This window comes from Massilia sp. Dwa41.01b, assembly GCF_014171775.1.
GTDB lineage: Bacteria > Pseudomonadota > Gammaproteobacteria > Burkholderiales > Burkholderiaceae_D > Telluria.
Genome location: NZ_CP050454.1, coordinates 4,096,113 through 4,121,123 on the forward strand (window position 1 = coordinate 4,096,113; position 25,011 = coordinate 4,121,123).

22 protein-coding genes and 2 pseudogenes are annotated in these 25,011 nt (G+C 65.4%); 12 read left to right on the forward strand and 12 right to left on the reverse strand.

Features of this window, described 5'->3' with window-relative positions; all coding sequences use genetic code 11:
• Positions 1-7 precede the first annotated feature (7 nt).
• Entirely contained in the window at positions 8-841 is an 834-nt protein-coding gene (locus G4G28_RS18825) for a class I SAM-dependent methyltransferase (protein ID WP_183107712.1), read from the reverse strand.
• A 74-nt stretch (positions 842-915) separates the two neighbouring features.
• On the opposite strand from G4G28_RS18825, the gene G4G28_RS18830 reads away from it, so the two are divergent.
• On the forward strand, positions 916-1,356 hold the full coding sequence (locus G4G28_RS18830) for a helix-turn-helix domain-containing protein (RefSeq protein ID WP_183107713.1): 441 nt from the start codon (positions 916-918) through the stop codon (positions 1,354-1,356).
• On the opposite strand, the gene G4G28_RS26765 is transcribed toward G4G28_RS18830, so the two are convergent.
• Positions 1,353-1,574 (reverse strand): hypothetical protein, encoded by a 222-nt coding sequence (locus G4G28_RS26765; RefSeq protein WP_229507723.1) that lies wholly within the window; start codon positions 1,572-1,574, stop codon positions 1,353-1,355. The two genes, G4G28_RS18830 and G4G28_RS26765, sit on opposite strands and share 4 nt — an antisense overlap.
• A 484-nt stretch (positions 1,575-2,058) precedes the next feature.
• Here G4G28_RS26765 and G4G28_RS18840 point away from each other — a divergent pair, with 484 nt between their 5' ends.
• A complete protein-coding gene (locus G4G28_RS18840) occupies positions 2,059-2,556 on the forward strand; it encodes a GAF domain-containing protein (RefSeq protein ID WP_182989451.1) in 498 nt (165 codons plus the stop codon).
• Between the two features lie 216 nt (positions 2,557-2,772).
• Positions 2,773-3,702, forward strand: a complete 930-nt coding sequence (tal, locus tag G4G28_RS18845) for a transaldolase (protein WP_182989452.1) — start codon at positions 2,773-2,775, stop codon at positions 3,700-3,702.
• 297 nt (positions 3,703-3,999) lie between these two features.
• Here tal and G4G28_RS18850 read toward each other — a convergent pair whose 3' ends face one another.
• A complete protein-coding gene (locus G4G28_RS18850; RefSeq protein ID WP_275944327.1) occupies positions 4,000-4,518 on the reverse strand; it encodes a TetR family transcriptional regulator in 519 nt (172 codons plus the stop codon).
• Between the two features lie 255 nt (positions 4,519-4,773).
• On the opposite strand from G4G28_RS18850, the pseudogene G4G28_RS18855 reads away from it, so the two are divergent.
• From G4G28_RS18855 to G4G28_RS18865, 3 genes and pseudogenes are all read left to right on the forward strand, one after another.
• A pseudogene (locus G4G28_RS18855) lies at positions 4,774-6,107 on the forward strand (efflux RND transporter periplasmic adaptor subunit).
• Between the two features lie 30 nt (positions 6,108-6,137).
• Positions 6,138-9,296 (forward strand): efflux RND transporter permease subunit, encoded by a 3,159-nt coding sequence (locus G4G28_RS18860; RefSeq protein WP_182989455.1) that lies wholly within the window; start codon positions 6,138-6,140, stop codon positions 9,294-9,296.
• Positions 9,296-10,726, forward strand: coding sequence for an efflux transporter outer membrane subunit (locus G4G28_RS18865; RefSeq protein WP_229507724.1), 1,431 nt, complete (start codon positions 9,296-9,298; stop codon positions 10,724-10,726). The genes G4G28_RS18860 and G4G28_RS18865 overlap by 1 nt, the downstream gene beginning before the upstream one ends.
• Positions 10,727-10,774: 48 nt before the next feature.
• On the opposite strand, the gene G4G28_RS18870 is transcribed toward G4G28_RS18865, so the two are convergent.
• From G4G28_RS18870 to G4G28_RS18880, 4 genes are all read right to left on the reverse strand, one after another.
• Positions 10,775-11,215, reverse strand: a complete 441-nt coding sequence (locus G4G28_RS18870; protein WP_229507725.1) for a GNAT family N-acetyltransferase — start codon at positions 11,213-11,215, stop codon at positions 10,775-10,777.
• Positions 11,215-11,601 (reverse strand): alpha/beta fold hydrolase, encoded by a 387-nt coding sequence (locus G4G28_RS28575; protein WP_308601021.1) that lies wholly within the window; start codon positions 11,599-11,601, stop codon positions 11,215-11,217. The genes G4G28_RS18870 and G4G28_RS28575 overlap by 1 nt, the downstream gene beginning before the upstream one ends.
• Entirely contained in the window at positions 11,598-11,831 is a 234-nt protein-coding gene (locus G4G28_RS28580) for an alpha/beta fold hydrolase (protein WP_308601024.1), read from the reverse strand. The genes G4G28_RS28575 and G4G28_RS28580 overlap by 4 nt, the downstream gene beginning before the upstream one ends.
• A 75-nt stretch (positions 11,832-11,906) precedes the next feature.
• The gene (locus G4G28_RS18880) at positions 11,907-12,953 is read right to left on the reverse strand and encodes a cyanophycinase (RefSeq protein ID WP_182989457.1); all 1,047 of its coding nucleotides are present in this window, start codon (positions 12,951-12,953) and stop codon (positions 11,907-11,909) included.
• Between the two features lie 231 nt (positions 12,954-13,184).
• On the opposite strand from G4G28_RS18880, the gene G4G28_RS18885 reads away from it, so the two are divergent.
• Together G4G28_RS18885 and G4G28_RS18890 are read left to right on the forward strand one after the other, a co-directional pair.
• On the forward strand, positions 13,185-14,021 hold the full coding sequence (locus G4G28_RS18885; protein ID WP_183107714.1) for a M28 family peptidase: 837 nt from the start codon (positions 13,185-13,187) through the stop codon (positions 14,019-14,021).
• Positions 14,021-14,167: a hypothetical protein gene (locus tag G4G28_RS18890; protein WP_183107715.1), complete on the forward strand. Its 147-nt coding sequence runs from the start codon at positions 14,021-14,023 to the stop codon at positions 14,165-14,167. The genes G4G28_RS18885 and G4G28_RS18890 overlap by 1 nt, the downstream gene beginning before the upstream one ends.
• A gap of 1,164 nt (positions 14,168-15,331) precedes the next feature.
• Here the strand turns inward: G4G28_RS18890 and hemW are convergent.
• The 5 genes and pseudogenes from hemW to G4G28_RS18915 form a co-directional block, all read right to left on the reverse strand.
• Positions 15,332-16,573, reverse strand: coding sequence for a radical SAM family heme chaperone HemW (hemW, locus tag G4G28_RS18895; RefSeq protein ID WP_182989459.1), 1,242 nt, complete (start codon positions 16,571-16,573; stop codon positions 15,332-15,334).
• Entirely contained in the window at positions 16,570-17,154 is a 585-nt protein-coding gene (gene rdgB, locus G4G28_RS18900) for an RdgB/HAM1 family non-canonical purine NTP pyrophosphatase (protein ID WP_182989460.1), read from the reverse strand. The genes hemW and rdgB overlap by 4 nt, the downstream gene beginning before the upstream one ends.
• A 277-nt stretch (positions 17,155-17,431) precedes the next feature.
• Positions 17,432-18,165, reverse strand: a pseudogene (gene rph, locus G4G28_RS18905) (ribonuclease PH).
• Positions 18,166-18,190: 25 nt separating this feature from the next.
• Positions 18,191-19,114 (reverse strand): PP2C family serine/threonine-protein phosphatase, encoded by a 924-nt coding sequence (locus G4G28_RS18910; RefSeq protein ID WP_182989461.1) that lies wholly within the window; start codon positions 19,112-19,114, stop codon positions 18,191-18,193.
• 58 nt (positions 19,115-19,172) lie between these two features.
• Positions 19,173-20,156 carry a serine/threonine-protein kinase gene (locus tag G4G28_RS18915; protein WP_182989462.1) on the reverse strand — a complete coding sequence of 328 codons (984 nt, stop codon included), beginning with the start codon at positions 20,154-20,156 and terminating at the stop codon, positions 19,173-19,175.
• A 200-nt stretch (positions 20,157-20,356) separates the two neighbouring features.
• On the opposite strand from G4G28_RS18915, the gene G4G28_RS18920 reads away from it, so the two are divergent.
• From G4G28_RS18920 to G4G28_RS18935, 4 genes are all read left to right on the forward strand, one after another.
• Entirely contained in the window at positions 20,357-21,244 is an 888-nt protein-coding gene (locus tag G4G28_RS18920) for a YicC/YloC family endoribonuclease (RefSeq protein ID WP_183107716.1), read from the forward strand.
• Between the two features lie 397 nt (positions 21,245-21,641).
• Complete coding sequence (gene gmk / locus G4G28_RS18925; protein ID WP_182989464.1) at positions 21,642-22,286, forward strand: guanylate kinase; 645 nt, start codon at positions 21,642-21,644, stop codon at positions 22,284-22,286.
• A 49-nt stretch (positions 22,287-22,335) separates the two neighbouring features.
• Positions 22,336-22,539 carry a DNA-directed RNA polymerase subunit omega gene (gene rpoZ, locus G4G28_RS18930; RefSeq protein ID WP_056443456.1) on the forward strand — a complete coding sequence of 68 codons (204 nt, stop codon included), beginning with the start codon at positions 22,336-22,338 and terminating at the stop codon, positions 22,537-22,539.
• A 195-nt stretch (positions 22,540-22,734) separates the two neighbouring features.
• Positions 22,735-24,972 (forward strand): bifunctional (p)ppGpp synthetase/guanosine-3',5'-bis(diphosphate) 3'-pyrophosphohydrolase, encoded by a 2,238-nt coding sequence (locus G4G28_RS18935; RefSeq protein ID WP_182989465.1) that lies wholly within the window; start codon positions 22,735-22,737, stop codon positions 24,970-24,972.
• Positions 24,973-25,011: the final 39 nt, after the last annotated feature.

Genomic DNA, 25,011 nt, shown 5'->3' on the forward strand with positions numbered 1-25,011 from the left:
GCATTACTCACGCGCTGGCACGCACCCGCCAGCAGGCGGCATCGAAGCGCACCTCGTCGCCGCGCAGGTAAGGGTCGAAAGCCCGCTCCAGTTGGGGCAGGATCCTCTTGCGTGCCTCTTCGTCCATCCCTTCCAGCAGGCGCCCCACCGGCCCCATGCGGCTCAGGTAGCGCGCCAGTTCGTGGGCGGGAAAACCGCAGGCGACGTCGAGCGCGTCGATGGCGATTCCCTGCCAGCCGCTGTGTTCAAGGATGCGGGCGACGCGTTCGCGCCGGGCAAAGGCGAACTGTCCCGGCCCGCTTGGATCGCGCGCGGGCAGCGACAGCAGATCCTGCGCGGCGCGTTCGGCCGCCGTCATGAAGGGATTCTCGTCGGGACTGCGCCAGACGATGGCATCGAGGCGTCCGCCCGGCCGCGCGGCGCGGCGCAGGTTCGTGAAGGCCGCGACCGGGTCGTCGAAGAACATGAGGCCGAAGCGCGATACGATCAGGTCCATGCTGCCCGGCTCGAAGGGATAGCTGCCGGCGTCGGCACAGGCGAAATCGACCCGTAGTTCTTCGTTTGCGGCCCGCGCCCACGCCAGGTCGATGAGCGGCTGCGCGATGTCGACACCCATGCACGACGCGCCCGCACCGGCGCGCCGTGCCAGCGCCAGCGTCGTCGCCCCGGCACCGCAGCCAACGTCGAGTATCCGGCGGTCGCTGCCCTGCACGGCCGCGGCCAGGAGCGGCTCGAACGGCCTGTACATCCCGTCGAGCAGCACCTGCAAATCCGCCCAGGCCTGCCCCGCGCTGCCGTTCCACAGCTGCGCCTGTCCACCGTTGGATTCGTGTGCTTCCATGCCGTTCTCCCGTTGTTTGCCGTCGCTGGCCGATGCTGCTATCGTGCCACTTCGAGTCGACTTGAGGTCAAGGGATGAAACTCGATATTGGCGAGGTGGCGCGCCGGGCGGGCCTGCCCGCTTCGACCTTGCGCTTTTATGAGGAACGGGGACTGATCGCCTCGAGCGGCAGGCAGGGCTTGCGGCGCCTGTTCGACGCCGGCGTACTGGAACGCCTGGCGCTGATCGCCACGGGCCGCGCCGCCGGCTTTTCGCTGGGCGAGATTGGCGCCATGTTCGACGCCAATGGCCGGCTGGCGGTCGACCGCGCCCTGCTGCTGTCAAAAGCCGATGAACTCGACAGGACCATCGCCCGCCTGTGTGCGATGCGCGACGGCCTGCGCCATGCGGCGCGCTGCACGGCGCCCAGCCACCTGGAGTGTCCGCGCTTCCTGCGCATCCCGGAAGCTGCCGGGGTCGGGGCGCTCGGCCGCGGCCGTCACCGCAGCCGCCAGGCGAAAGCCCCGCTTCGCTAGCGTGCTCGGGTCGCCAGTGCCACGATGGTGGCGCCCGCGGCCACGATCAGCGCGTCCTCGATCAGGCCACTGCGGGTCTGGCCGATGCGCGCCATGGCCTGCTTGCGGGCTGCGAGGGTCAGGTAGGCCAGCGGTACGGCGGCCGCCACCGCCAGGGCGGCGCCGCTGCGTTCGCGTCCCGCGGGCGCCAGCGCCGAGCCGGCGATCCCGGCGCTCATCACGCGCCCAGCAGGCCCGGAAGACGGTACGGTCGGGCGCGGTTTTCATCTTGTCGCCCGCCAGTTCGCCGACGCCCATCGCCAGCGCGCCGTAGGTGAACAGGGGCCGGTCGAGCAGGACGAGGTGCCCCGGCGTGCGGCGCCCTGCCAGGCGTGCCGCCGCGATGGTGGCCATCGGTGTCATCGAGCGCGCGCTGGCGACGGCGCCGATCAGGATGGAAGAAAGCAGGCTGCGAATCGTCATCGGGAATTCACCATGAAAAGAAGTGTTCGGAAGCGGGACAGCAGGCCACGAACCGGCAGGTTCCGGTTGGGGCGCCAGCGGGCCATGGTCTGTCTTGTCAGAATGCCATTCGATTGTAGAGAAGCGGGCTGAACATGGCGCCACGCAGGCGAGCGCCCGGGCGCGCGTCCCGCCACAGCCACACGGCGGGCGTGCTGGCTGTAGAATAGGCTCTTTCGCCATACACCTTTCCCGCTTCTCATGCACATCAACCCAGAACGCAGCACCCGTCCCGACTATGACCTGCTGGTGCGCCAGGTCGCCAGTGTCCTGGAGGGCGAACGCGACCTGACCGCGAATGCGGCGCAGTTTTCCGCGCTCGTCTACGACACCCTCGCCGACCTCAACTGGGCCGGCTTCTACCTGACCGTGCCATCCAAAAAAGGCGAAGGCCAGGATCTGCTGGTCGGCCCTTTCCAGGGCAAACCTGCCTGTGCGCGCATCCCGTTTGGACGCGGCGTCTGCGGCACCACCGCGGTCGAGCGCAAGACGATCGTGGTGCCGGACGTGCATGCCTTCCCGGGCCATATCGCCTGCGATTCGGCCTCGAATTCGGAGATCGTGCTGCCGGTCATTAAGGACGGCAAACTGGTGGGCGTGTTCGATATCGATAGCCCGAGGCTGGAGCGGTTTTCGGACGAGGACCGCATCGGGCTGGAGGCGATGGTGGCGGCGTTTATTGCGGCGACGGATTGCTGATTGCCGCTCCGGGATGCGCTGGCAGGCAGACGATATGCGTTTGCGACGTTAACGATATGCATCTACGGGGCTAACAATCTGCAGTTGAACCATTGACAATATGCATCGTTCCAGCGTGGGTCATGAAGGCCAGCGGCTCGATGACGGCTTGACTTCGCAACGCCCACCCTACGCAATGCAAATATTATTTGATCGTTTCACCATTCAGGCAAATATATGAATCAACTCGAACAATTGAAGCAATACACCACCGTCGTTGCCGACACCGGCGACTTCCAGTCGATCAAGGCCTATGCGCCGCAGGATGCGACCACCAACCCGTCGCTGATCCTGAAGGCCGTGCAGAAGCCCGAATACCTGCCGCTGCTGCAGAAGGCAGTGGCCGATTCGCAAGGCGGCTCGCTTGAGTCGATCGTCGACCGCCTCCTGATCGCCTTCGGCGTCGAGATCCTGAAGTATGTGCCGGGCCGCGTCTCGACCGAGATCGATGCCGCCCTGTCCTTCGACACCGAAGCGACGGTGGCCAAGGGCCGCGAACTGATCGCCCTGTACGAAGCGGCCGGCGTGTCGCGCGAGCGCGTCCTGATCAAGATCGCCTCGACCTGGGAAGGCATCCGCGCCGCCGAAATCCTGGAAAAGGACGGCATCCACTGCAACCTGACCCTGCTGTTCTCGCTGTGCCAGGCCGTCGCCTGCGCCGAAGCGGGCGTGCAGCTGATTTCGCCCTTCGTCGGCCGCATCTACGACTGGTACAAGAAGTCGACCGGTACCGATTATCAAGGTGCCGACGATCCGGGCGTGCAGTCGGTCAAGCGCATCTACCAGTACTACCGCAAGTTCGGCTACAAGACCGAAGTGATGGGCGCGAGCTTCCGCAATACCTCGCAGATCCAGGAACTGGCCGGTTGCGACCTGCTGACGATTTCGCCGGACCTGCTGCAAAAACTGGCCGACAGCGACGCGCCGCTCGAGCGCAAGCTGACTGCCGATGCGAATGCCGAAATCGAGAAGATCGAAGTCGACGAGAAGAACTTCCGCTTCATGCTCAACGAGGATGCGATGGGCACCGAGAAGCTGGCCGAGGGTATCCGCGCGTTTGTGGCCGATTCGGCGAAGCTGAAGAAGATGATCGAAGAGATGCGCTGATCGCGCGTTTTCGTCCGCAGTGCAATGCAAACGCCGGCGTGATGCCGGCGTTTGTTTTTCATGTGTGTAATTCCGGTATAGCGTCTGCAGATGATCGTGGTGGTGTGCAGGGGTACGACCGCGTGGGCACGAGTGCCCACCCTACCCTCCTTGCGAATGGCATCGATTGCGCGGCCCAGGAAGAGGCGTAGGGTAGGCGGATCTCCCGCCTACGCGTTCAACAGGCGTATGCAATCCGGACGCGTTCATGCGGCTGCTCCTTGAACGCGCAGGCGGGGAACCCGGCTACCCTACGGTTCAGCGCACGCGGATGCCTTCGAGCATGGTCCCGATCATCCGTTCGCCGAGGTCGACCAGGCTGAACGAGGTCGGTTCGAACATCCAGTTACGGATGAGGCCATCCATCAGCGCCCACAGGCCTGTCGCCATCAGCTGGGGATCGGCGTCGGGCTTGATCTGGCCGGCGCTCCGGGCCAGCTGCAGGCGCTCGACGACCTGGTCCATCATGTCGCATTTGCTCTGGCGCCGGCGCACGCGCACCGCATCCATTTCGCTGACGAACTCTACTTTCAACGAGGCGATCTCGAGCACGCGGCGGGCTTGCGGGTTGGTCTCCGTCACACGGAAGATTTCCGCGAAAAAGCGGCGCAGGTCGTCCAGCACGGTTCTTGCATCCGACTTCCCCAGGCTGCTCAGCGCACACTCGAAGGGCAAGGTGACCCGCTCCATCATCGCGTTGAACAGCGCGCCTTTGTCGTCAAAATGCCAATAAATCGCACCGCGCGTCACACCGGCAGCCGTTGCGATATGCTGCAAAGTTGTCCGTGAAACCCCTTGTTCTACAAACAATTGTTCTGCCGCATCCAAGATGCTGTCGCGGGTGGCCGCTGCTTCTTCCTTTGTCCTGCGGGCCATGCTTTCTCCGTTTTTGGGTGGTCCTGCACGTTAAACATACACTCGTGATAGTATATAAAAAAGCCCGTAAAAGCCAGTGATACAACCGTGCGCAGGACCGAGAGGATTCTGGGAGCGGTTGCATCTTTTCTAAAAAACTCGAAGGAAGCACACGTAATGCGCTCTGCCCACTCCTCACACCTGTCCCTCACGCGGATTGCCGCCACCACGCTGATGGCCGTCGCCCTGCTGTCGGCATGCGGCAAGAAGGACGCTGCCCAGGCCGGTCCTGGCGCCGGCGGCCAGATGCCCGCGCCGGAAGTCGGCGTCATCACCACCAAATTCGAATCGGTCGCGCTGCAGACCGAACTGCCGGCACGTGCCGAGCCGGTGCGCGTCGCCCGTGTGCGCGCCCGCGTCAATGGCGTGGTCCTGAAGCGCCTGTTCACCGAAGGCAGCGAGGTCAAGGAAGGCCAGTCGCTGTTCCAGATCGACCCGGCACCTTACCAGGCCCAGCTGGCCGCTGCCCAGGCCGATGTCGGCCGTGCCCGTGCGACGCTGACCCAGGCTGCAGCCCAGGCCGAGCGCTACAAGCCGCTGGTCGAAGCCAATGCCATCAGCAAGCAGGAATATACCAACGCCGTCGCTGCCCAGAAACAGGCCGAAGCGGCCGTGGCCGCAGCGCGCGCCCGGTGCGCATCGCCCAGATCAATTCGGGCTATGCCAGCGTCAGGGCGCCGATCTCCGGCCGCATCGGCCGCGCCCTGGTCACCGAAGGCGCCCTGGTCTCGGCAGCCGAAGGCACCGAACTGGCCGTGATCCAGCAGACCAACAATATGTACCTGAACATCACCCAGTCGGCCTCCGAAGTGCAGCGTCTGCGCAAGCAGGCCGGCGCCAACGGTGGCGTGGCCAAGGACGTGCCGGTCACCGTGATGCTCGACGACGGCACCGAACTGCCGACCCGCGGCAAGCTGCTGTTCTCGGACGTCACCGTCGACCCAGGCACCGCCCAGGTCACGCTGCGCGCCACCGTGGCGAATCCGGACAACGCCTTGCTGCCGGGCCAGTACGTGCGCGTGCGTATCGCCCAGTCCCAGCTGCCGAACGGCATCGTCGTGCCGCAGCAGGCCGTCACCCGCGGTGGTGCCCAGGGCGATACCCTGATGGTCGTCGGTCCGGACAACAAGCCGGCCCCGCGCACCGTCAAGATCGCATCGGGCCAGGGCTCGAACTGGATCGTCACCGAAGGCCTGAAGGAAGGCGAACGCGTGATGGTCGACGGCTTCCAGAAGCTGCAGATGCTGCCGCCGGGTACCCCGGTCAAGGCAGTGCCATGGCAAGCCAGCCACGAAACCACCGCGCAGGCACCAGCTGCCGCGCCGGCCCCGGTTGCAGGTGCGGCCAACGCCGGTGAATCGGCCGCCGCCACGGCGCGCCAGTTGCCGGCTTCGGCGCCGTCGGGCTCCACTGCCGGCGCCGCACCGGCAGCCGCGTCGACCCGCCGCTAAGCATCGCGGTAACAGAACAGGACTATTGCAATGGCACGTTTTTTTATTGACCGCCCTATTTTCGCCTGGGTGATCGCGCTGTTCATCATGGTGATCGGCGCGGTCTCGATCACCCAGCTGCCGATCGCCCAGTACCCGAACGTGGCCCCGCCATCGATCGTGGTCAATGCCGCCTATCCGGGCGCATCGGCGCAGACCCTGGAAGACTCGGTCATCTCCGTCATCGAACGCGAGATGAACGGTTCGCCGGGCCTGGTCTACATGGAGTCGAGCAGCACTGCCAACGGCAGCGGCTCGATCACCCTGACCTTCGAGACCGGCACCAACCCGGAACTCGCCCAGGTGGACGTACAGAACCGCCTGTCGCGCGCGGCCCCGCGCCTGCCGGCGGCGGTGAACCAGCAGGGCGTGCGCGTCGACAAGGTGCGCGCGAACTTCCTGCTGTTTACCATCCTGTCGTCGGATGACCCGAAATGGGACCCGATCGCGCTGGGCGACTATGCCTCGCGCACGGTGCTGCCTGAAATCCAGCGTATCAAGGGTGTCGGTACCGCCCAGCTGTTCGGTACCGAGCGCGCCATGCGTGTCTGGATCGACCCGGCCAAGCTGGTGGGCTTCCGCCTGTCGCCCGCCGATGTGAACAACGCCATCCGCAGCCAGAACGCCCAGGTGGCCTCGGGCACCATTGGCGAACTGCCGCTGGCGCAAGGCCAGGAAATCACTGCCACGGTGGTGGTCACCGGCCAGCTCTCGACCGTCGAACAGTTCGGCAACATCGTGCTGCGCGCGAACCCGGACGGCTCGACCGTGCGCCTGAAGGACGTGGCCCGCATCGAGATCGGCGCCCAGGCCTATGGCACCTCGGCGCGCCTGAACGGCAAGCCCTCCACCGGTATCGGCGTGCAGCTGGCGCCAAGCGGCAATGCGCTGGAAACGGCACGCCTGGTGCGCGAACGCATGGACGAACTGTCGAAGTTCTTCCCAAAGGGAATGAAGGCCACGGTGCCGTTCGACAGTTCCAAATTCATCGACATCTCGATCGAGCAGGTGCTGCATACCCTGGTCGAAGCGCTGGTGCTGGTGTTCCTGGTGATGTATCTCTTCCTGCAGAACTTCCGCTACACCATCATCCCGACCATCGTCGTGCCGGTGGCGCTTCTGGGTTCGCTCGGTACCCTGCTGGCGCTGGGCTACTCGATCAACGTGCTGACCATGTTCGGCATGGTGCTGGTCATCGGTATCGTCGTCGACGATGCCATCGTGGTCGTCGAGAACGTCGAGCGCATCATGTCCGAAGAAGGCCTGCCGCCGCTGGAAGCAACCCGCAAGGCCATGGGCCAGATCTCGGGCGCCATCATCGGCGTGACCGTGGTCCTGATGTCGGTGTTCGTGCCGCTGGCCTTCTTTGCCGGCGCGGTCGGTAACATCTACCGCCAGTTCTCGGTCGTCATGGTGTCCTCGATCGCCTTCTCGGCCTTCCTGGCGCTGTCGCTGACCCCGGCGCTGTGCGCGCACTTGCTCAAACCCGTCGAAGCCGGCCACCACCACGAGAAGAAGGGTTTCTTCGGCTGGTTCAACCGCCGCTTCGCGAAGACCGCCAAGGGCTATGAAGGCTGGGTCGGGAAGCTGATCCGCGGTTCCGGCCGCGCGCTGGTGGCCTTCGTGGTCGTCATCGGCCTGGTCACGCTGCTGTTCACGCGCCTGCCGAACTCCTTCCTGCCGAACGAAGACCAGGGCTATGTGATCGCCAACATCCAGCTGCCGCCAGGCGCGACGCTCGAGCGCACCAACGAAGTGATGAAGACTGCCGAAGCCTTCATCATGAAGCAGCCGGAAGTGGCGAACATGGTCAGCGTGCTGGGCTTCTCGTTCTCGGGCGCGGGCCAGAACATGGCGCTGGCCTTCATTCCGCTGAAGGACTGGAGCGAGCGCAAAGGCGCGGACTCGAACGCGGGCGCTGTCGCCAACCGCATCATCGGCGGCCTGTCGGGCGTGCGCGACGCTTTCATCTTCGCCCTGTCCCCGCCACCGATTCCGGAACTGGGCCGCGGTACCGGCTTCTCGTTCCGCCTGCAGGACCGCGGCGGCAACGGCCACAATGCCCTGCTCGCAGCGCGTAACCAGCTGCTGGGCATGGCCTCGCAAAGCAAGATCCTGGCGGGCGTGCGTCCGGAAGGCCTGGAAGATGCGCCCCAGCTGATGCTCGATATCGACCGCGACAAGGCGCAAGCCCTGGGCGTGAGCTTTGACGCCATCAACTCCGCGATCTCGACCTCGCTCGGCTCGAGCTATGTGAACGACTTCCCGAACGCCGGCCGCCTGCAGCGTGTCGTGGTGCAGGCCGACGCGAAGGACCGCATGCAGCCGGACGACCTGCTGCGCCTGAACGCGCTCAACGTGCAAGGCAATCCGGTGCCGCTGTCCTCGTTCGCGACGACCAAGTGGGTGACCGGTCCGATGCAGACCCTGCGCTACAACGGCTATCCGGCAATGAGCATTTCCGGCGACGCCAAGCCAGGCTATTCGACCGGCGACGCGCTGGCCGAGATGGAAGCCCTCGCTGCAAAACTGCCACCAGGCTTTGCCTTCGAATGGACCGGCCAGTCGCGCGAGGAACAGCTCTCCGGCGGCACCATGGGCATCCTGATGGCCTTCTCGCTGCTGGCGATCTTCCTGGCCCTGGCGGCGCTGTATGAAAGCTGGTCGATCCCGGTGGCGGTGCTGCTGGTCGTCCCGTTTGGTATCCTGGGCGCGGTGCTGGCGGCGATGCTGCGCAGCTACCCGAACGACGTGTACTTCAAGATCGGCCTGGTGACCATCATCGGCCTGGCGGCGAAGAACGCGGTCCTGATCATCGAGTTCGCGAAGGACCTGCAGGCGCAGGGACGCTCGCCGATGGAAGCGGCGATCGAGGCGGCGCACCTGCGCTTCCGTCCGATCATCATGACCTCGCTCGCCTTCATCCTCGGCGTGCTGCCGCTGGTGATCGCAGGCGGCGCCGGTTCGGCATCGCAGCGCGCCATCGGTACCGGCGTGATGGGCGGCATGATGACGGCGTCGACGCTGGGCGTGCTGTTCGTCCCGATGTTCTTCGTTGTCGTGCGCAAGATCTTCAAGGGCAGCGAACGCCAGCGCAAGAAGTATGCGCATGAAGAAGACACCAGCAAGGTTATCGAGGAAAAAATCTGATGCAAAAACTCAAACTCATCCTGACCCCACTGGCGCTGGCCATGATGCTGTCCGGCTGCCTGTCGCTGGCGCCGAAGTACGAGCGTCCGCAGGCGCCCGTGGCCCCCGCCTTCCCCGAGCTGCCAAAGAGCGGCGGCACGACGCTGCCGACGGCGACGTCGGAAGCGCCGGCGAACCTCGCCTGGCAGCGCTTCTTTGCCGACGCGCGCCTGCGCCAGCTGATCGACATGGCGCTGGCGAACAACCGCGACCTGCGCGTGTCCATCCTGAACATCGAGCAGGCGCGCGCGCAGTACCGCATCACCCGCGCCGACCGCCTGCCGACCGTCGCGGCGGTCGTCTCCGGCAACCGCCAGACCACGGGCGAAGACGCGCCGATCCAGAGCCTCTACCAGGCTGGCCTGGGCGTGTCGGACTTCGAACTGGACCTGTTCGGCCGTGTGCGCAACCTGTCGGAATCGGCGCTGGCGCAATACCTCGCCACCGAGGAAGCGCGCCGCACCGCCCAGATCAGCCTGATCGCATCGGTGGCCAACAGCTACCTGACCCTGCTGGCCGACGACGAACTGCTGGCGATCACCCAGCAGACCTTGAAGACCCGCGAAGAGTCCGACCGCCTGACGCGCCTGCGCTTCGAGAACGGCGTCGTCTCCAAGCTGGAACTGCAGCAATCGACCTCGCTGGTGGAAAACGCCCGCGGTACGCTGGCCCAGCTGCAGCGCCTGCGCGCGCAGGACGCCAACCTGCTGACTCTGCTGGTGGGCCAGCAGATTCCTGAAAACCTGCCTGCCGGCGCGACGCTGGCCACGACCGAACTGCCCGACCTGCCGGCCGGCCTGCCGTCGGACCTGTTGACGACACGCCCGGACATCCGCGCGGCCGAGCAGCAGCTGATCGCGGCCAACGCCAACATCGGCGCGGCGCGCGAACTACTTCCCGCGCATCTCGCTGACCGGCAGCGTCGGCAGCGCCAGCACCGAACTCGGGGCCTGTTCAAGTCGGGCTCCTTCGGCTGGACCTTCGCCCCGCAGGCCGTCCTGCCAATCTTCGACCTGGTCCGCATCAGTGCCGGCGTCGACGCGGCCAAGGCCGGGCGCGACATCGCGGTGGCCCAGTACGAGCGGTCGATCCAGACCGCGTTCCGCGAAGTGGCGGACGCGCTGGCCGGCCAGGCCACCTACAGCGAGCAGCTGCGTGCCCAGCGCGCCGTCGCCGTGGCCGAGCAGGACCGCTTCAACCTGTCCGAGCTGCGCTACAAGAGCGGCGCGGCCAGCTACCTCGACCTGCTCGACGCCCAGCGTTCGCTGTTCCAGGCCCAGCAGGCCGCGGTGCAGGCAAACCTGGCGCGCCTGCAGAACCAGGTCACGCTGTACCGCGTGCTGGGCGGCGGCTGGTCGGAACCGGCGTCGAACGCGCAGGCGGCGCGCTGATCCGCACTGGCTGCGGAACGAAAAACCGGGACATGTGTCCCGGTTTTTTTATGCCCGCTTCCTGAGCGAATACACAACTTCCCTGGTGCCCGGAGGACCGCGCAGCCAGCCCTGCTGCGCGTAGAAGCGGTCTGCCCGGGTACCGGGGGTCGTGCTCAGCTCCACGTGCTCGTGGCCGAGCGCGAACAGCCAGTCCACGGCCAGCGCGAGCAGCGTCCTGGCAAGGCCCCTGCCCTCGTGGCCCGGGGCGACGAAGAGCGCCCAGATGGAGGCGTTTTCCCTGTCCGCATAGCAGAAGGCCACGACTTCGCCATTGCCTTCGGCGACCCAGCCGCGGCCCGATTTCTCCAGGAAGTCTTCATACATCTGCGGCGTGACACGCGCAGGGTCGGACAGGACGTTTTCGGTGACGGACAGGCGGATGCGCGACATCGCGGGGATGTCGCTACTGTCGGCTTGCCTGAACGACGGCAGGTAATCCGGCGCCATCAGCTGTGCTCCGACAGCAGGTGCGCGTCGATCAGCGGCGCCACACGGCTGGCCAGGCTGGAGCCAAGGCTGTGGTCCGCAGCGGGGAAGACGTGCAGCTGCGCCCGTGGCAGCAAGCCGGCCAGGCGCTCGCCTACCGCTACGGGACTGATCGGGTCCGCATCGCCCCACAGCAGCAGCGTGGGAATACGCAGCGTGGCCAGGTTGGACGTCAGGTCGTCCCGGCAGCGGATGAACCAGTCGGGCAAATCGGGCTGGGCGGCGCGCATGGCCGGGCGCCAGTCGTGCGCGTCATACGCCGACAGGTCGATCCCGCCCGAGGTCGCGGACAGCACCAGATGCGTGACCAGCGCGGGCTCCCTGAGCGCCGCACGCAGGGCGATCACGCCCCCATCGATTGGGCGACCAGCGCGGTCGGCCGGTCTATCTGGCCGGCGACCATGTCGGCCAGGTCGTCCAGGTCGCGGACAGCGGGATCGCGCGGCACGTCGCCGAATCCGGGCCAGCCGACATGGACTTTGGTGGCCAGGCACGACAGCAGGTCGGCCACCGGGTGCCAGAATTGCGTTTGCCCGGACGCGCCGGGGAGGAACAGGAGTTGAGTTGGTTTTTGCACGGCAACACTATACAACAGCGGCGTCATGCGTAAAAAAGCCGGGGCCGCGTGCCCCGGCTTTTCCTGGCAGGCCGGTCAATACGCCGAGCCGCCTGGCTGGTTCGACACCAGCACACCCTTCACGGCCGAGATCGAATAATTGACGGTCGCGCCATAGCTGGCCCAGTTGTTCAGGTCGAAGCTGCCCGTGCCGGACAGGCGCTGGACGCCGACGTTCTGGTAGGTGAGCGGCGTCTTCGGCGCGCATACCTGCGGCAGGCCGACCGTCTGCAGGAAGTATACGTCGCCCAGGCCAACCCGCTGCGCCTGGGCCCCTTCCACCAGCAGCGCCGTCTCGACATCGACGCCGATGCCGCGCGCGCTGCTTGTCCAGCCATCGTTGACGATGCGGCCGAGGAAGGCGACCAGGCGTCCCATGCGGTCGCGCGTGTCCAGGTGCGAATCCGTGATCACCCGGTTCAGGACGGGCAGCGCCAGGAAGTCGCGGTCGAGTGTGACATTCTTGTCGTAGGGATTGGCCAATGCCTGGGGCGAGGTCACCGACTGGTTCATGCCGGAATAAATGTACTGCCCGAGCACGGCCAGGCCGGCGCTGGTACCGCCCAGCGGCACATTGCGGTTGGCAAGCTCCTGCAGCGCGGCCTCCAGCGGCGTGTCCTTCCAGTAGCGGATGTAGTCGCTCTGGTCGCCGCCGGCGATGAAGACAGCCTCGGCACCGCGGATGCGCTGCAGCACGAAGGGATCGCTGGCCGCCGCCCGGCTCGGCAGCACGAAGGTCTCGACCGAGCGCACCCCGCCCATGGCGTAGATGTAGGGATTGTAGGCATCGGTCCCGGTGGCGCGGATGACGACGAAGTTGCCGCCCCCGCCTTTCTGGATCATCCATTTGAAGGCCTGGTCGACGTCGGGTCCGCCGCCCATCAGGACCAGCGCAGGCGCGGCCGGGCGCGGCAGCGCGACGTCGGTGGTGTCGCCGACGGCAAAGTGCTGGTACGGCTTGGCCGCATGGGCAGCCTGGGCGCCGCCCAGGGCCAGGGCAAGGAGGCCGAACCGGCAGCCGGTGGATATCGAACGGAACAGGGAGCGGGACAGGAAGCGCGGAGCGGGTGTCGATGCGTTCATGGGAGTCCTTCGGCGGGTGATGTGCGGCGCCAGGCCGGCACGGTTGGGATGTTAAACAGGATATAACAGGTTTCACCCGGCTTCGAGACCATCTCGACAACATTCCGATGCGCGCCGCCCTGCCCGGCCGTACCGGCTGGGCCCGATACGTGCATCCTCGTCGCCTGAACTTGGCTAGACTGGTGCTGTCTATCGGTTGAGGGCGTCCATCCACGGCGCCAAGAGACTGCCATGCGGAATTTCTTTCAATCACATTGGAAGGCGATCGTTGCGCTCGTCCTGCTCATCGTGGTCGCCGTCATGACGATCCGTCCGAACCCGGCCAGCGCCGCGCTCGACCTGGCCGGACGCATGCGCGAGCACGTGCGCGCCATCGCCTCCGAAGAACACAACACGGCCACGCCGAAGGCGCTCGAGCGCGCGGCCGTCTACATCGAAACGACGCTGCGGCAAGCGGGCTATGTGCCGACACGGCAGGAGTACGAGGTGGCGGGCCAGCGGGTGCGCAACATCGAAGTCGCGGTGGCCAATGTCGCGCAGGGCAAGCGGCCCGAGCGCATCTTCATCGTCGGCGCGCACTACGATTCGGCGCCGGGCGCGCCGGGCGCGAACGACAACGGCAGCGGCACCGCCGCCGTATTGGAACTGGCCCGGCTCTTGAAAACCGTGCAGCCGCGCGCCGGCACCGAGGTGCGCTTCGTGTTTTTCGTGAACGAGGAGCCGCCCTGGTTCATGGGCGCCGACATGGGCAGCATGCGCCACGCGGCGGAAATGAAACGCCAGGGCCAGAACGTCGAAGCCGCGCTGGTGCTCGAAACCATGGGTTACTACACCGACGCGCCACATACCCAGCAATTGCCGCCGGGGCTGGAGGGACGCTACCCGAGCACGGGCAACTTCATCGCCTTTGTCGGCACCCTCGAATCGTCGAAGCTCGTGCGCGATGCGCTGGCCGCGTTTCGCGGCGCATCCGATTTCCCGGCCGAGGGCCTGGCCGCGCCGGCGCACACGACCGGCGTGACGCTGTCGGATCACTCCTCCACAGCCGGCACGGCTATCCGGCGCTGATGATCACGGATACGGCCTTCATGCGCTATCCCTACTACCACACGGCGCAGGATACGCCGGACAAGCTCGATTACGACAGCATGGCGCGCGTGGTGACGGGGCTGGCGAAGACGATCGTGTCGCTGGCGGGGGCGGCGCAGGGGTAGCGGTCCAGGTTCGGCCCTGCCTGGGTGGAGACGCGGACAGTGCGGACTCGCGGCCATTGCGCTGCCGTTCAGGCGGTGATACCACGTGGGCGGAGCCCACCCTATGGGCTGCAGGCTGTACGGACTCGCGGGCATTGCGCTGCCGTTCAGGCGGTGATACCGCGTGGGCGGAGCCCACCCTACGGGCTGCAGGCTATACGGACTCGCGGGCATCGCGCCGCCGTTCAGGTGGTGATACCGCGTGGGCGGAGCCCACCCTACGGGCTGCAGGCTGTACGGACTCGCGGACATTGCGCCGCCGTTCAGGCGGTGATACCGCGTGGGCGGAGCCCACCCTACGGGCTCTGGCTCATCCCTGGCGCTGGAGCTCCTTACTTTGATTTACTCAGGAGCATCGCTCGCAGGGCGTCGAGGAAGCGCTGGTCGGGGCGGATCAGCTTGAAACCGTAGGGTGGGCTCCGCCCACGCGGGATCACCGCTTGAACGCCAGAACGAGGGCCGCGAGCCGGACTAGCATGTGCGCCCGCGTGGGCGGAGCCCACCCTACGGGCTGCAGGCTGCACGGACTCGCGGGCATCGCACTGCCGTTCAGGCGGTGATACCGCGTGGGCGGAGCCCACCCTACGGGCTGCAGGCTATACGGACTCGCGGGCATCGCGCCGCCGTTCAGGTGGTGATACCGCGTGGGCGGAGCCCACCCTACGGGCTGCAGGCTGGCGGACTCGCGGCCATTGCGCTGCCGTTCAGGCGGTGATACCGCGTGGGCGGAGCCCACCCTACGGGCTGCAGGTTGTACGGACTCGCGGGCATCGCGCCGCCGTTCAGGTGGTGATACCGCGTGGGCGGAGCCCACCCTGCGGGCTGCAGGCTGCACGGACTCGCGGGCATTGCGCTGCCGTTCAGGCGGTGATACCGCGTGGGCGGAGCCCACCCTACGGGCTCTGGCTCATCCCTGGCGCTGGAGCTCATTACTTTGATTTACTCAGGAGCATCGCTTGCAGGGCGTCGAGGAAGCGCTGGTTGGGGCGGATCAGCTTGGAACCGTAGGGTGGGCTCCGCCCACGCGGGATCACCGCTTGAACGCCAGAACGAGGGCCGCGAGCCGGACCAGCATGTGCGGCCGCGCGGGCGAGCCCACCCTACGAATGCAGGCGCCGGTGGGCCCTACTTCGCCTCGCCCAGGAACATCTCCTGCAGGTCGTTGAGGAAGCGCTGGCCGAGTTCCGTCGGGCGGATCAGCTTGAAGTCGCGCGTCAGCAGACCCTTGGCCTCGGCGGCGTCGAGCGCGCGGCTGATCGCCGTGATGCTCATGCCGGTGCGCTCGCCGAACAGGTTCGGGTCGAAACCATCGGTCAGGCGCAGGGCGTTGAGCATGAACTCGAAGCCCATGTCGGCGCGGCCGATCTCATGCTCTTCCTGCACGGGATTGCCGCGCTGGGCCGCCTCCATGAAGGACGCCGGCTGCTTGAAGCGCGCCTGGCGCAGGATGCGGTGCGGGAACGAGATCTTCGAATGCGCGCCGGCGCCGATGCCGAGGTAGTCGCCGAAGTTCCAGTAGTTCAGGTTGTGGCGGGCGCGGTGGCCGGGACGGGCGTAGGCCGACACTTCGTAGTGCTCGAAGCCGGCGCCGGCCATCGTCTCGGCGATCATGTCCTGCATGTCGGCGCTGAGGTCGTCGTCCGGCAGGCTGGGCGGATACTTGGCGAAGACCGTGTTCGGCTCCATCGTCAGGTGGTACAGCGACAGGTGCGGCGGCGCGAACGAGAGCGCCGTCTGCAGGTCCTGGCGCGCCCCTTCCAGGGTCTGCCCCGGCAGCGCGTACATCAGGTCGAGGTTGAAATTGTCGAAGGTCGATGCCGCGATCTCCACCGCACGCATGGCCTCGCGCTCGTCGTGAATGCGGCCGAGCGCCTTGAGGTGTTCGCCGTTGAAGCTCTGGATGCCGATCGACAGGCGATTCACGCCGCTGTCGCGGTACTGGCGGAAGCGTTCGGCCTCGAAGGTGCCGGGATTGGCCTCCATCGTGATTTCCGCATTCAGCTCGAGGGGCAGCAGCGTGCGCACGTCCGTCAATAAACGGTCGAGGCCCGCGGCCGACATCAGACTGGGCGTACCGCCGCCGATGAAGACGGTGTGGATCTTGCGGCCCCAGATCAGCGGCAGCGATTGCTCCAGGTCGAGCCGTACAGCGTCGAGGTAAGCCTGCTCCGGCAGCTCGCCCTTGGCCTCGTGCGAATTGAAATCGCAGTAGGGGCATTTGCGCACGCACCATGGAAAATGGATGTACAGCGACAGCGGCGGCAAGGCCGTCAGGTTCAGCGCGCCCGGCTGCAGGTATTGCAGTGCGGCCTGCGCCGGCGAACGGGCTTCACCGACCTGGGCGCCGGCGACTTTGATCGGGATCATTTGAGTTTCTCTACCAGTGCGCGCAGGGCCTGGCCGCGGTGCGACTGCGCATTCTTCTCGCTTGGTGCCAGTTCGGCCGTGGTCTTGCCCAGCGCCGGAATCAGGAAGTATGGGTCGTAGCCAAAGCCGTTCTCGCCGCGCGGCGTGTCGATGATGACGCCGTCCCAGCGGCCGTCGGCGATGACCGGCTGCGGATCGTCGGCGTGGCGCACGTAGACGAGCACGCAATAGTAATAGGCCGATTTGTCGGCGTGTTTGGCCAGCTCGGCCACCAGTTTCTCGCTGTTGCGCGCATCCGACTTCGGCTCGCCGGCAAAGCGCGCCGAGTAGACGCCCGGCGCGCCGCCGAGGGCATTCACGCACACGCCCGAGTCGTCGGCCAGCGCCGGCAGGCCGGTCAGGCGGCTCGCGTGGCGGGCCTTTTCCAGGGCGTTTTCAACAAATGTGGCGTGCGGCTCTTCCGCTTCCGGCACGTCGAATTCGCCTTGCGGATGCAGGGTGAAGCCGATGGGGCCGAGGATTTGCTGGAATTCCTTCAGTTTGCCGGCGTTGTTGGAGGCGAGGATGAGGCGTTGGGTCATGGTGGGAGCGAAGCGGAGGAACGGAAGCGGGTATTTTACCTGCATGCGCGGGCAGCCGCCGGCTGGGGAGAAACGTAGGGTGGGCACTCGTAGTGAAACCGTCATTGAGGCCACTGGCCTCAATGACCCCACGCGGTATCACAGGTGATTCGTCGCAAGCAGCGTCAAGCCCTGATGCACTGGCAGACCAAGGCTGTTGTCGGCAATGTGGTGGTACGCGTCGGTACGACAGCGTGGGCACGAGTGCCCACCCTACGTTACGCAACGGTCCCGGGCATCAGGAAACGATGCCCAGCGCGCCCTTCTGCAAGCGCACCAGCTCCGCAATCCCGCCTTCGGCCAAGTCGAGCAAACGGTTCATCCCCGCGCGGTCGAAGGCCACGCCCTCGGCCGTCCCCTGCACTTCGATGAAGTGGCCCGCTTCCGTCATCACCACGTTCATGTCGGTGTCGCAACCCGAATCCTCGATGTAGTCGAGGTCGAGCACCGGCGTGCCCTGGTAGACGCCGACCGAGATCGCGGCGACGAAGTGGCGGACCGGTACCGCCGGCAGCACGCCGCGGGCGACCAGTGCGCCAAAGGCATCGTAGGCGGCGACCATGGCGCCGGTGATCGAGGCGGTACGGGTGCCGCCGTCGGCCTGGATGACGTCGCAGTCCAGGTGCAGGGTACGCTCGCCGAAGGCCTCCAGGTCGAAGGCGGCGCGCAGCGAGCGGCCGATCAGGCGCTGGATTTCCGGGTGCGGCCGGACTGCTTGCCGCGCGCCGCTTCGCGGTCCATGCGCGTGTGCGTCGACCGCGGCAGCATGCCGTATTCGGCCGTCAGCCAGCCCTGCCCTTTGCCCTTCAGGAAGCCGGGTACCTTCTCTTCGATGCTGGCGGTGCAGATCACCTTGGTGTCGCCGCATTCGATCAATACCGAGCCTTCGGCGTGTTTCGTATACTGGCGCGTGATGCGGATCGGGCGCAGCTGGTCGAGCGCGCGGCCACTCGGGCGGGTAATAATGGTCACGGAAGCACCTTTTTCTGTTGAGTCGTTATTTGAGCACCTGGGAAGACTTCTCGATCGCCTCGTTGATCTCGGCGATCGCCTTTTCGATTTCGTCTTCGTCGAAGGGGTCGGCGTCGCCACTGCCGGGCGGCGCGCTGCCGATGATGCTGCTGACCTGGTTTTCCGGCAGCTGGCCGGTCGAGATCACATCGGGGCCGGCGTCCTCGTCCTGCGCGCCCTGCCAGCTGATCGCCAGCGCCGTCGTGTTGTCGGCACGCGGCCCGCCGACCGAGGTCGCCAGGGCGATCAGTTCGGGGATGGCCTGCACCACCGGCTTGGCCGCCAGCGCACGCACCATCTCGGCGTCCGGCACCATGGCCCAGAGGCCGTCGGAGCACAGCATCAGGATGTCTCCCGCCGACAGGATGACCTGGGACGAAACATCGATGCGCGGCGCCTTGCTCGCGCCCAGGCAGTTATACAGCTTGTTGCGGTCCGGATGGGTGGCGCGTTCCTCGGGGGTGGCCAGGCCTCTCGAGATCAGGTGTTCGACGTGCGAATGGTCGCGCGTCTGCGCCAGCACCTTGTCGCCGCGCACCCAGTACAGGCGCGAGTCGCCGCAATGGGCCCAGATGGCGCAGTTGTGCTGGACCAGGCAGGCCACCACGGTGGTGCGCGGCGTCTCGGGCAGCTTGTGGCGCGTGGTGTAGTCGAGGATGTCGCGGTGCGCCTGCAACAGCGCGTCTTCCAGGAAGCGCTCCGGCTTCCTGACGTAAGGCCTGGCCTGCATCTGGAACATCATCGACAGCGTCTGCATGGCGATCGTCGAGGCGATCTCGCCATGCTGGTGGCCGCCCATGCCGTCGGCCAGCACCAGCAGCAGCGAATCGCGCGTGAAGCAGTAGCCCATGCGGTCCTGGTTGACCCGGCGCCCGCCGATATGGCTTTGCTGGTAGACGGAAAACTGCATGGTGGCTCCTGGTGATGATCGATGGTGCGGATGTGGGAAGGCGAAAGCGTCGTCCGGTTCAGCTGCCGTCGCGGGCGCGGGTGCGCCCCCCCAGCCGGCTGAGCAGGCCGCGCAGGCCGGTGGGGGCGACCGCAGGCGGCGCCGGCTTGTTCGGCACGGCCGGCAGCGCCTGCAGCGACTTCTGCACCGCGAACACGCTTTGCGGACGCGCCATCGGATCGAGCGCCAGGCAGGCGCGCACGATCGCCACCAATGCGGGCGAATAGGCGGTGGCCAGCGCGTCGAACAGGATCGGCAGCTTGTCGTCGCCCTTGCGCGTGTCGGCCGACTGCGGCGGCGCGCCGGTCATGCAGGAGAACATCGAGGCGCCCAGGCTGTAGATGTCGGACCACGGACCGAAGGGCGTGCTCTTCGAATACAGCTCGGGCGGTGCGAAGCCTGGCGTGTACATGGGCGCGAGCATCGGCGCATCGTTCTTGATCGCCTGGCGCGCGGCGCCAAAGTCGAGCAGGATCGGCGAGCCATCGCTGCGCAGGTAGATATTCGCCGGTTTCAGGTCCAGGTGCAGCAGCTTGTTCGCATGGACTTCGCGCAGGCCGCGGCAGACGCCGTCGAACACCAGGCGCACGAAGTTTTCGTTCAGGCGCTTTCCCTTGCCGGCAGCACGCCCGATGTGCTCCTGCAGCGAGTGGCCCGATTCATAGGCCATCACCATGTAGACCGTGTCGTGGGCGCGGAAGAAGTTCAGGATGCGTACGACGTTCGGATGAACGATGCGTGCCAGTGCCCGCCCTTCCTCGAAAAAGCATTTGAGGCCGATGCGAAACAGCGGCTGGTTCGGCTTCGAGATATTCGGGACGAGTTCGCCCGCCTGGCGCAGCGCCAGGGCGCTCGGCAGGTACTCCTTGATGGCGACGGCGCTGCCTTCGGAATCATATGCAAGATAGACAATACTGAACCCGCCGGAAGCGATTTTCTTTACAATGCGATATCCGGCAATCTCCAGGCCTTCCGGCAGTGGTGCGTTATTTTGTGCGGTCATACTGAAGAGTTCCTTGCATAACACGGCGATTGTGTGGATAAATGTCGGCTTTGTAAAGAATAATGAGCGTCCAGGAAAACCTTCAGGGCCAGGCGTATCGTTGACGACAGTACTTTGGTACCGCAAGACGAAGCCACGCCCCGCAGCGAGTATCGGTTGGCGCTCAAAAAAAACCGGGGACACAATTGAGCATTTCTAGCATGACAGGCTATGCGGTTGCCACCAGCGAAGGCGCTGCGGGCACCCTTACCATCGAGATCAAGAGCGTCAATTCGCGCTTTCTCGATCTTCAGTTTCGCATCAACGATGAATTGCGCGCGCTGGAACCGGACCTGCGCGCCGCCATCATGGCCGCCATCACCCGCGGCAAGGTCGAAGCCCGCCTGTCGTTCGGCCGCAAGGCTGCCGGCGGCACCCAGGTACTGAACCACGAACTGCTGGCCGACCTGGCGCGCCTGCAGGGTGAAGTGACGCGCCATTTCGTCTCGGCCCCTTTGATGACGGTTGCGGAACTGCTGCGCTGGCCCGGCGTCATCGAGGAATCGCATGTCGGCCAGGAGTCGCTGCAGGCGGACGTGGCGGCGCTGACGGCGCAGACCGTCGCCGCCTTTGTCGAGAGCCGCCGGCGCGAAGGCGCGGCACTGGAAGCCATGCTGCTGTCGCGCATCGATGCGATGGAAGTGATCGTCAAGCGTATTTCCCCGCTCATTCCGCAAGTGATCGCACAGTTCCAGCAAAAGGCAATCGAGCGCATGCAGGACGCGCTCGGTCTTGCCGGCCACGGCAATCCGTCGGTCCTGAGCCGCCAGGAAGTATTCGAGCGCATTCGCCAGGAAGTAACGCTCTACGGCATCCGCATCGACGTGTCCGAAGAGCTGTCGCGCCTGTCGGCGCACCTGAACGAAACCCGCCACATCCTGAAAAAGGGTGGCCAGGTCGGCAAGCGCCTCGACTTCATGATGCAGGAACTGAACCGCGAAGCCAATACGCTCGGCGCCAAGGCCTCGGTGAAGGAATTGGCGGACGCGTCGATGGAATTGAAGCTGCTCATCGAGCAGATGCGCGAGCAGGTGCAGAACCTGGAGTAAAACCAATTTGAAGCGATACGGCGCTAGTTGGCCGTACGAGACGCAAACGTTGTACCGCGTGGGCACAAGTGCCCACCCTACAAAAATGGTAGGGTGGGCATTTTGCATTGCTTGGCATTTAGCTAAGTACTCGACCGGAAATAAATGGGAATTTTGGCAAACAGAACCGGACGTGCCGGTTCGGATGCGGTGCAAGACGGCGAGAGCGCCGCAGTGCGAGCACTGCCCCGCAAGCGGACGCGAGCCGACGCAGCAACGCGCCGGTTCTGGAAGCCAAAAACACATTTATTTTTGGGTGAGTACTTAGCAATGCTGCCCACGCGGATTTGTACATTTGAACTAGCGCGCGGCCATTCACCGCCGCGCCTGCGAATCACACGAAATAAGGAACCACACCATGCTTACCACCGCCTTTTCCGGCAGCCTGTTCGTCGTCGCCGCCCCATCCGGCGCCGGCAAATCGACCCTGGTCAACGCGCTGCTCAAGCAGGAGCCGGGCATCAAGCTGTCGATCTCGACGACCACCCGCCCTCCCCGTCCGGGCGAGCAGGACGGCCGCGAATACCACTTCACCACGCCCGAAGACTTCGTGGCCCGCGCCGAGCGCGGCGAGTTCCTCGAGTGGGCTGAAGTGCACGGCAATTACTACGGCACCAGCCGCCTGAGCGTCGAAGAAAAAATGAAGGCCGGCACCGACATCCTGCTGGAGATCGACTGGCAGGGCGCGCGCCAGGTGAAAAAACAGTTCCCGGACGCGGCCGGCATCTTCATCCTGCCGCCGTCGATCGCGGCCCTGGAAGAACGCCTGCACAAGCGCGGCACCGACGAGCCCCACATCATCACGCGCCGCCTGCTGGCTGCCGGAGGCGAGATCGCTCACGCTCCGGAGTTCGAGTATGCTATCATCAACGAAGAGTTCAACGTCGCCCTGGCCGAGCTGGTGGCGATTGTCAAAGCGACACGTTGCCGCTTCGCCCAACAGGCAGCCCGCAACGCCTCGCTGTTTGCCCAGCTGGGTATCCACGCGAATCAACCTACGTGATGGGAGCCTCGAGCTCCCTTTACTGCATCGTCTATTTAGGAGTAGTTACATGGCCCGTATCACGATCGAAGATTGCCTCAAGAACATCCCGAACCGTTTCCAGCTGACCCTGGCCGCGACCTACCGCGCACGCCAGCTGCTGCAGGGCCATACCCCGAAGGTCGAAGCCAAGGACAAGCCGACCGTCGTCGCCCTGCGTGAGATCGCCGCCGGTAAAGTTGGCCTGGAAATGCTGAAAAAAGTGCCGATGTAAGCGCGCTTGAGCGCCTAACAAAAGTTTCAGGGCAAGGCGCAGCGCCGCATCGGCGGACCGCGAAGACAGTACGCCTGTACGGCGAGACGCTGCAACGCAGCCATGGAGGTTTTGTTAGGCGCTCTTAGTTGCCTGACTGTGCCAGCCCTGTCTTCTGTTATTCTGTCACCACACTGCGGCTGATCGACATAACGTATGAACCTGTTCCCCCCGGACTCGACACACTCAGGCAATACCCCCGCCCGGACCCGGCGTCCGGGCAAGCCGCAAGACCCCGTCGAGGCGCCCGCTCCCGGCGTTGCCTCCGTCACACAGCTCATCAACAAGCTGTCCGACTACCTCACTCCCGTCGAACTCAAAAAAGTCAAGGAAGCCTACCGCTTCTCCGACGAGATGCATCTTGGCCAGGTCCGTAAATCGGGCGAGCCATATATCTCGCATCCGATCGCCGTCGCCGAAATCTGCGCCGACTGGAAGCTCGATGCCCAGGCCATCATGGCCGCCCTGCTGCACGACGTCATCGAAGACCAGGACGTCAAGAAGGAAGAACTGCTCGAGCGCTTCGGCCCGCAGGTGGCGAACCTGGTCGACGGCCTCTCCAAACTCGAGAAGATCGAGTTCCAGAGCCTGGTCGAGGCGCAGGCCGAGAACTTCCGCAAGATGCTCCTCGCCATGGCGTCCGACGTGCGCGTCATTCTCATCAAGCTCGCGGACCGCCTGCACAACATGCGCACGCTCGGCGTGATGATTCCGGCGAAAAAGCGCCGCATCGCCGGCGAGACGATGGAAGTGTATGTGCCGATCGCGCACCGCCTTGGCCTGAACAACATCTACCGCGAGCTGCAGGACCTGGCCTTCTCGCACCTGTACCCGCTGCGCTACCGCACGCTGTCGAAAGCGGTCAAGGCCGCGCGCGGCAACCGCCGCGAGGTGGTGAAGAAGATCCTGGAATCGGTCAAGCACACGCTGTCGATGGCCGGCATCCATGCGGAGGTCTACGGCCGCGAAAAGACCCTGTACGGCATCTACAAGAAGATGCGCAACAAGCACCTGTCGTTCTCGCAGGTGCTCGACGTGTATGGCTTCCGCGTCGTCGTCGATACCGTCCCGAACTGTTATGTCACGCTCGGTTCCCTGCACGGGCTGTACAAGCCGATGCCGGGCAAGTTCAAGGACTACATCGCGATCCGCAAGATCAACGGGTATCAGTCACTACACACCACCCTGATCGGCCCCTACGGCACCCCTGTCGAATTCCAGATCCGTACCCAGGACATGCACCGCACCGCGGAATCCGGCGTGGCGGCGCACTGGCTCTACAAGACCGGCGACCAGAACATGTCGGACCTGCAGCAGCGTACCCACGCCTGGCTGCAGTCGCTGCTCGACATCCAGCAGCAGACCGGCGACTCGGCCGAATTCCTCGAACACGTCAAGGTCGACCTGTTCCCGGATTCGGTCTACGTGTTCACGCCGAAGTCGAAGATCATCGCCCTGCCGCGCGGCGCCACGGCGCTCGACTTCGCCTACTCGATCCACACCGGCATCGGCGACCACACGGTGGCGGTAAAAATCAACAACGACACCCAGCCGCTGCGCACCGAGCTGCACAACGGCGACATCGTCGAAATCGTCACCGACCCGGATTCGCGCCCGAGCCCGACCTGGCTCAGCTACGTGCGCACCGGCAAGGCGCGCTCGGCAATCCGCCACTACCTGCGCACGATCAACGTCAACGAATCGGTCGAACTCGGCCAGGAACTGCTGGCCGGCGCCCTGGCGGCACGCAACATCGATCCGAACCTGTCGCAACTGACGATCGAGAAGCTGCTGGCGGAATCCTCGGCCAAGTCGATGGACGAGCTGTATGCCGACATCGGCATCGGCAAGCGCATGCCGGCCCTCGTCGCGCGCCACATTTTCGGCCTGATCGAAGGCGAATCCGACCTGCCGCCATCGACCCAGCCGATGGCCGCCGATATCGACCCCGTCACGATCTACGGCAGCGAAGGCGTGTCGGTGCAGCTGGCACCCTGCTGTTTGCCGATTCCCGGGGACGCGATCACGGGCCAATTGCGGCGCGACCAGGGCCTGGTGGTGCACACCGGTGACTGCCTGCCGGCCAAGCGCCTGCGCGCCAAGGAACCGGACCGCTGGATCGCGGTGCAATGGGGCGAGGAACTGAACCGCCGCTTCGACTGCCGCATCCGCCTGTTGATCAACAACGAAAAAGGCATTCTCGCGCGCGTGGCGGCCGAAATCGGCGAGTCCGACGGCAACATCACCTATGTCGGGATGGACGAGGACGACGAGAACATGATGACGCAGCTGCGCTTCACCATCCAGGTGAAGGACCGCGTGCACCTGGCGCATCTGATCCGCAACCTGCGGCGGGTGGCGGGCGTCAACCGGGTCGAGCGCGAACGGGCCTAAGGCCCACTACTTTATCGACAGCCCACGCGACGTGGGCTG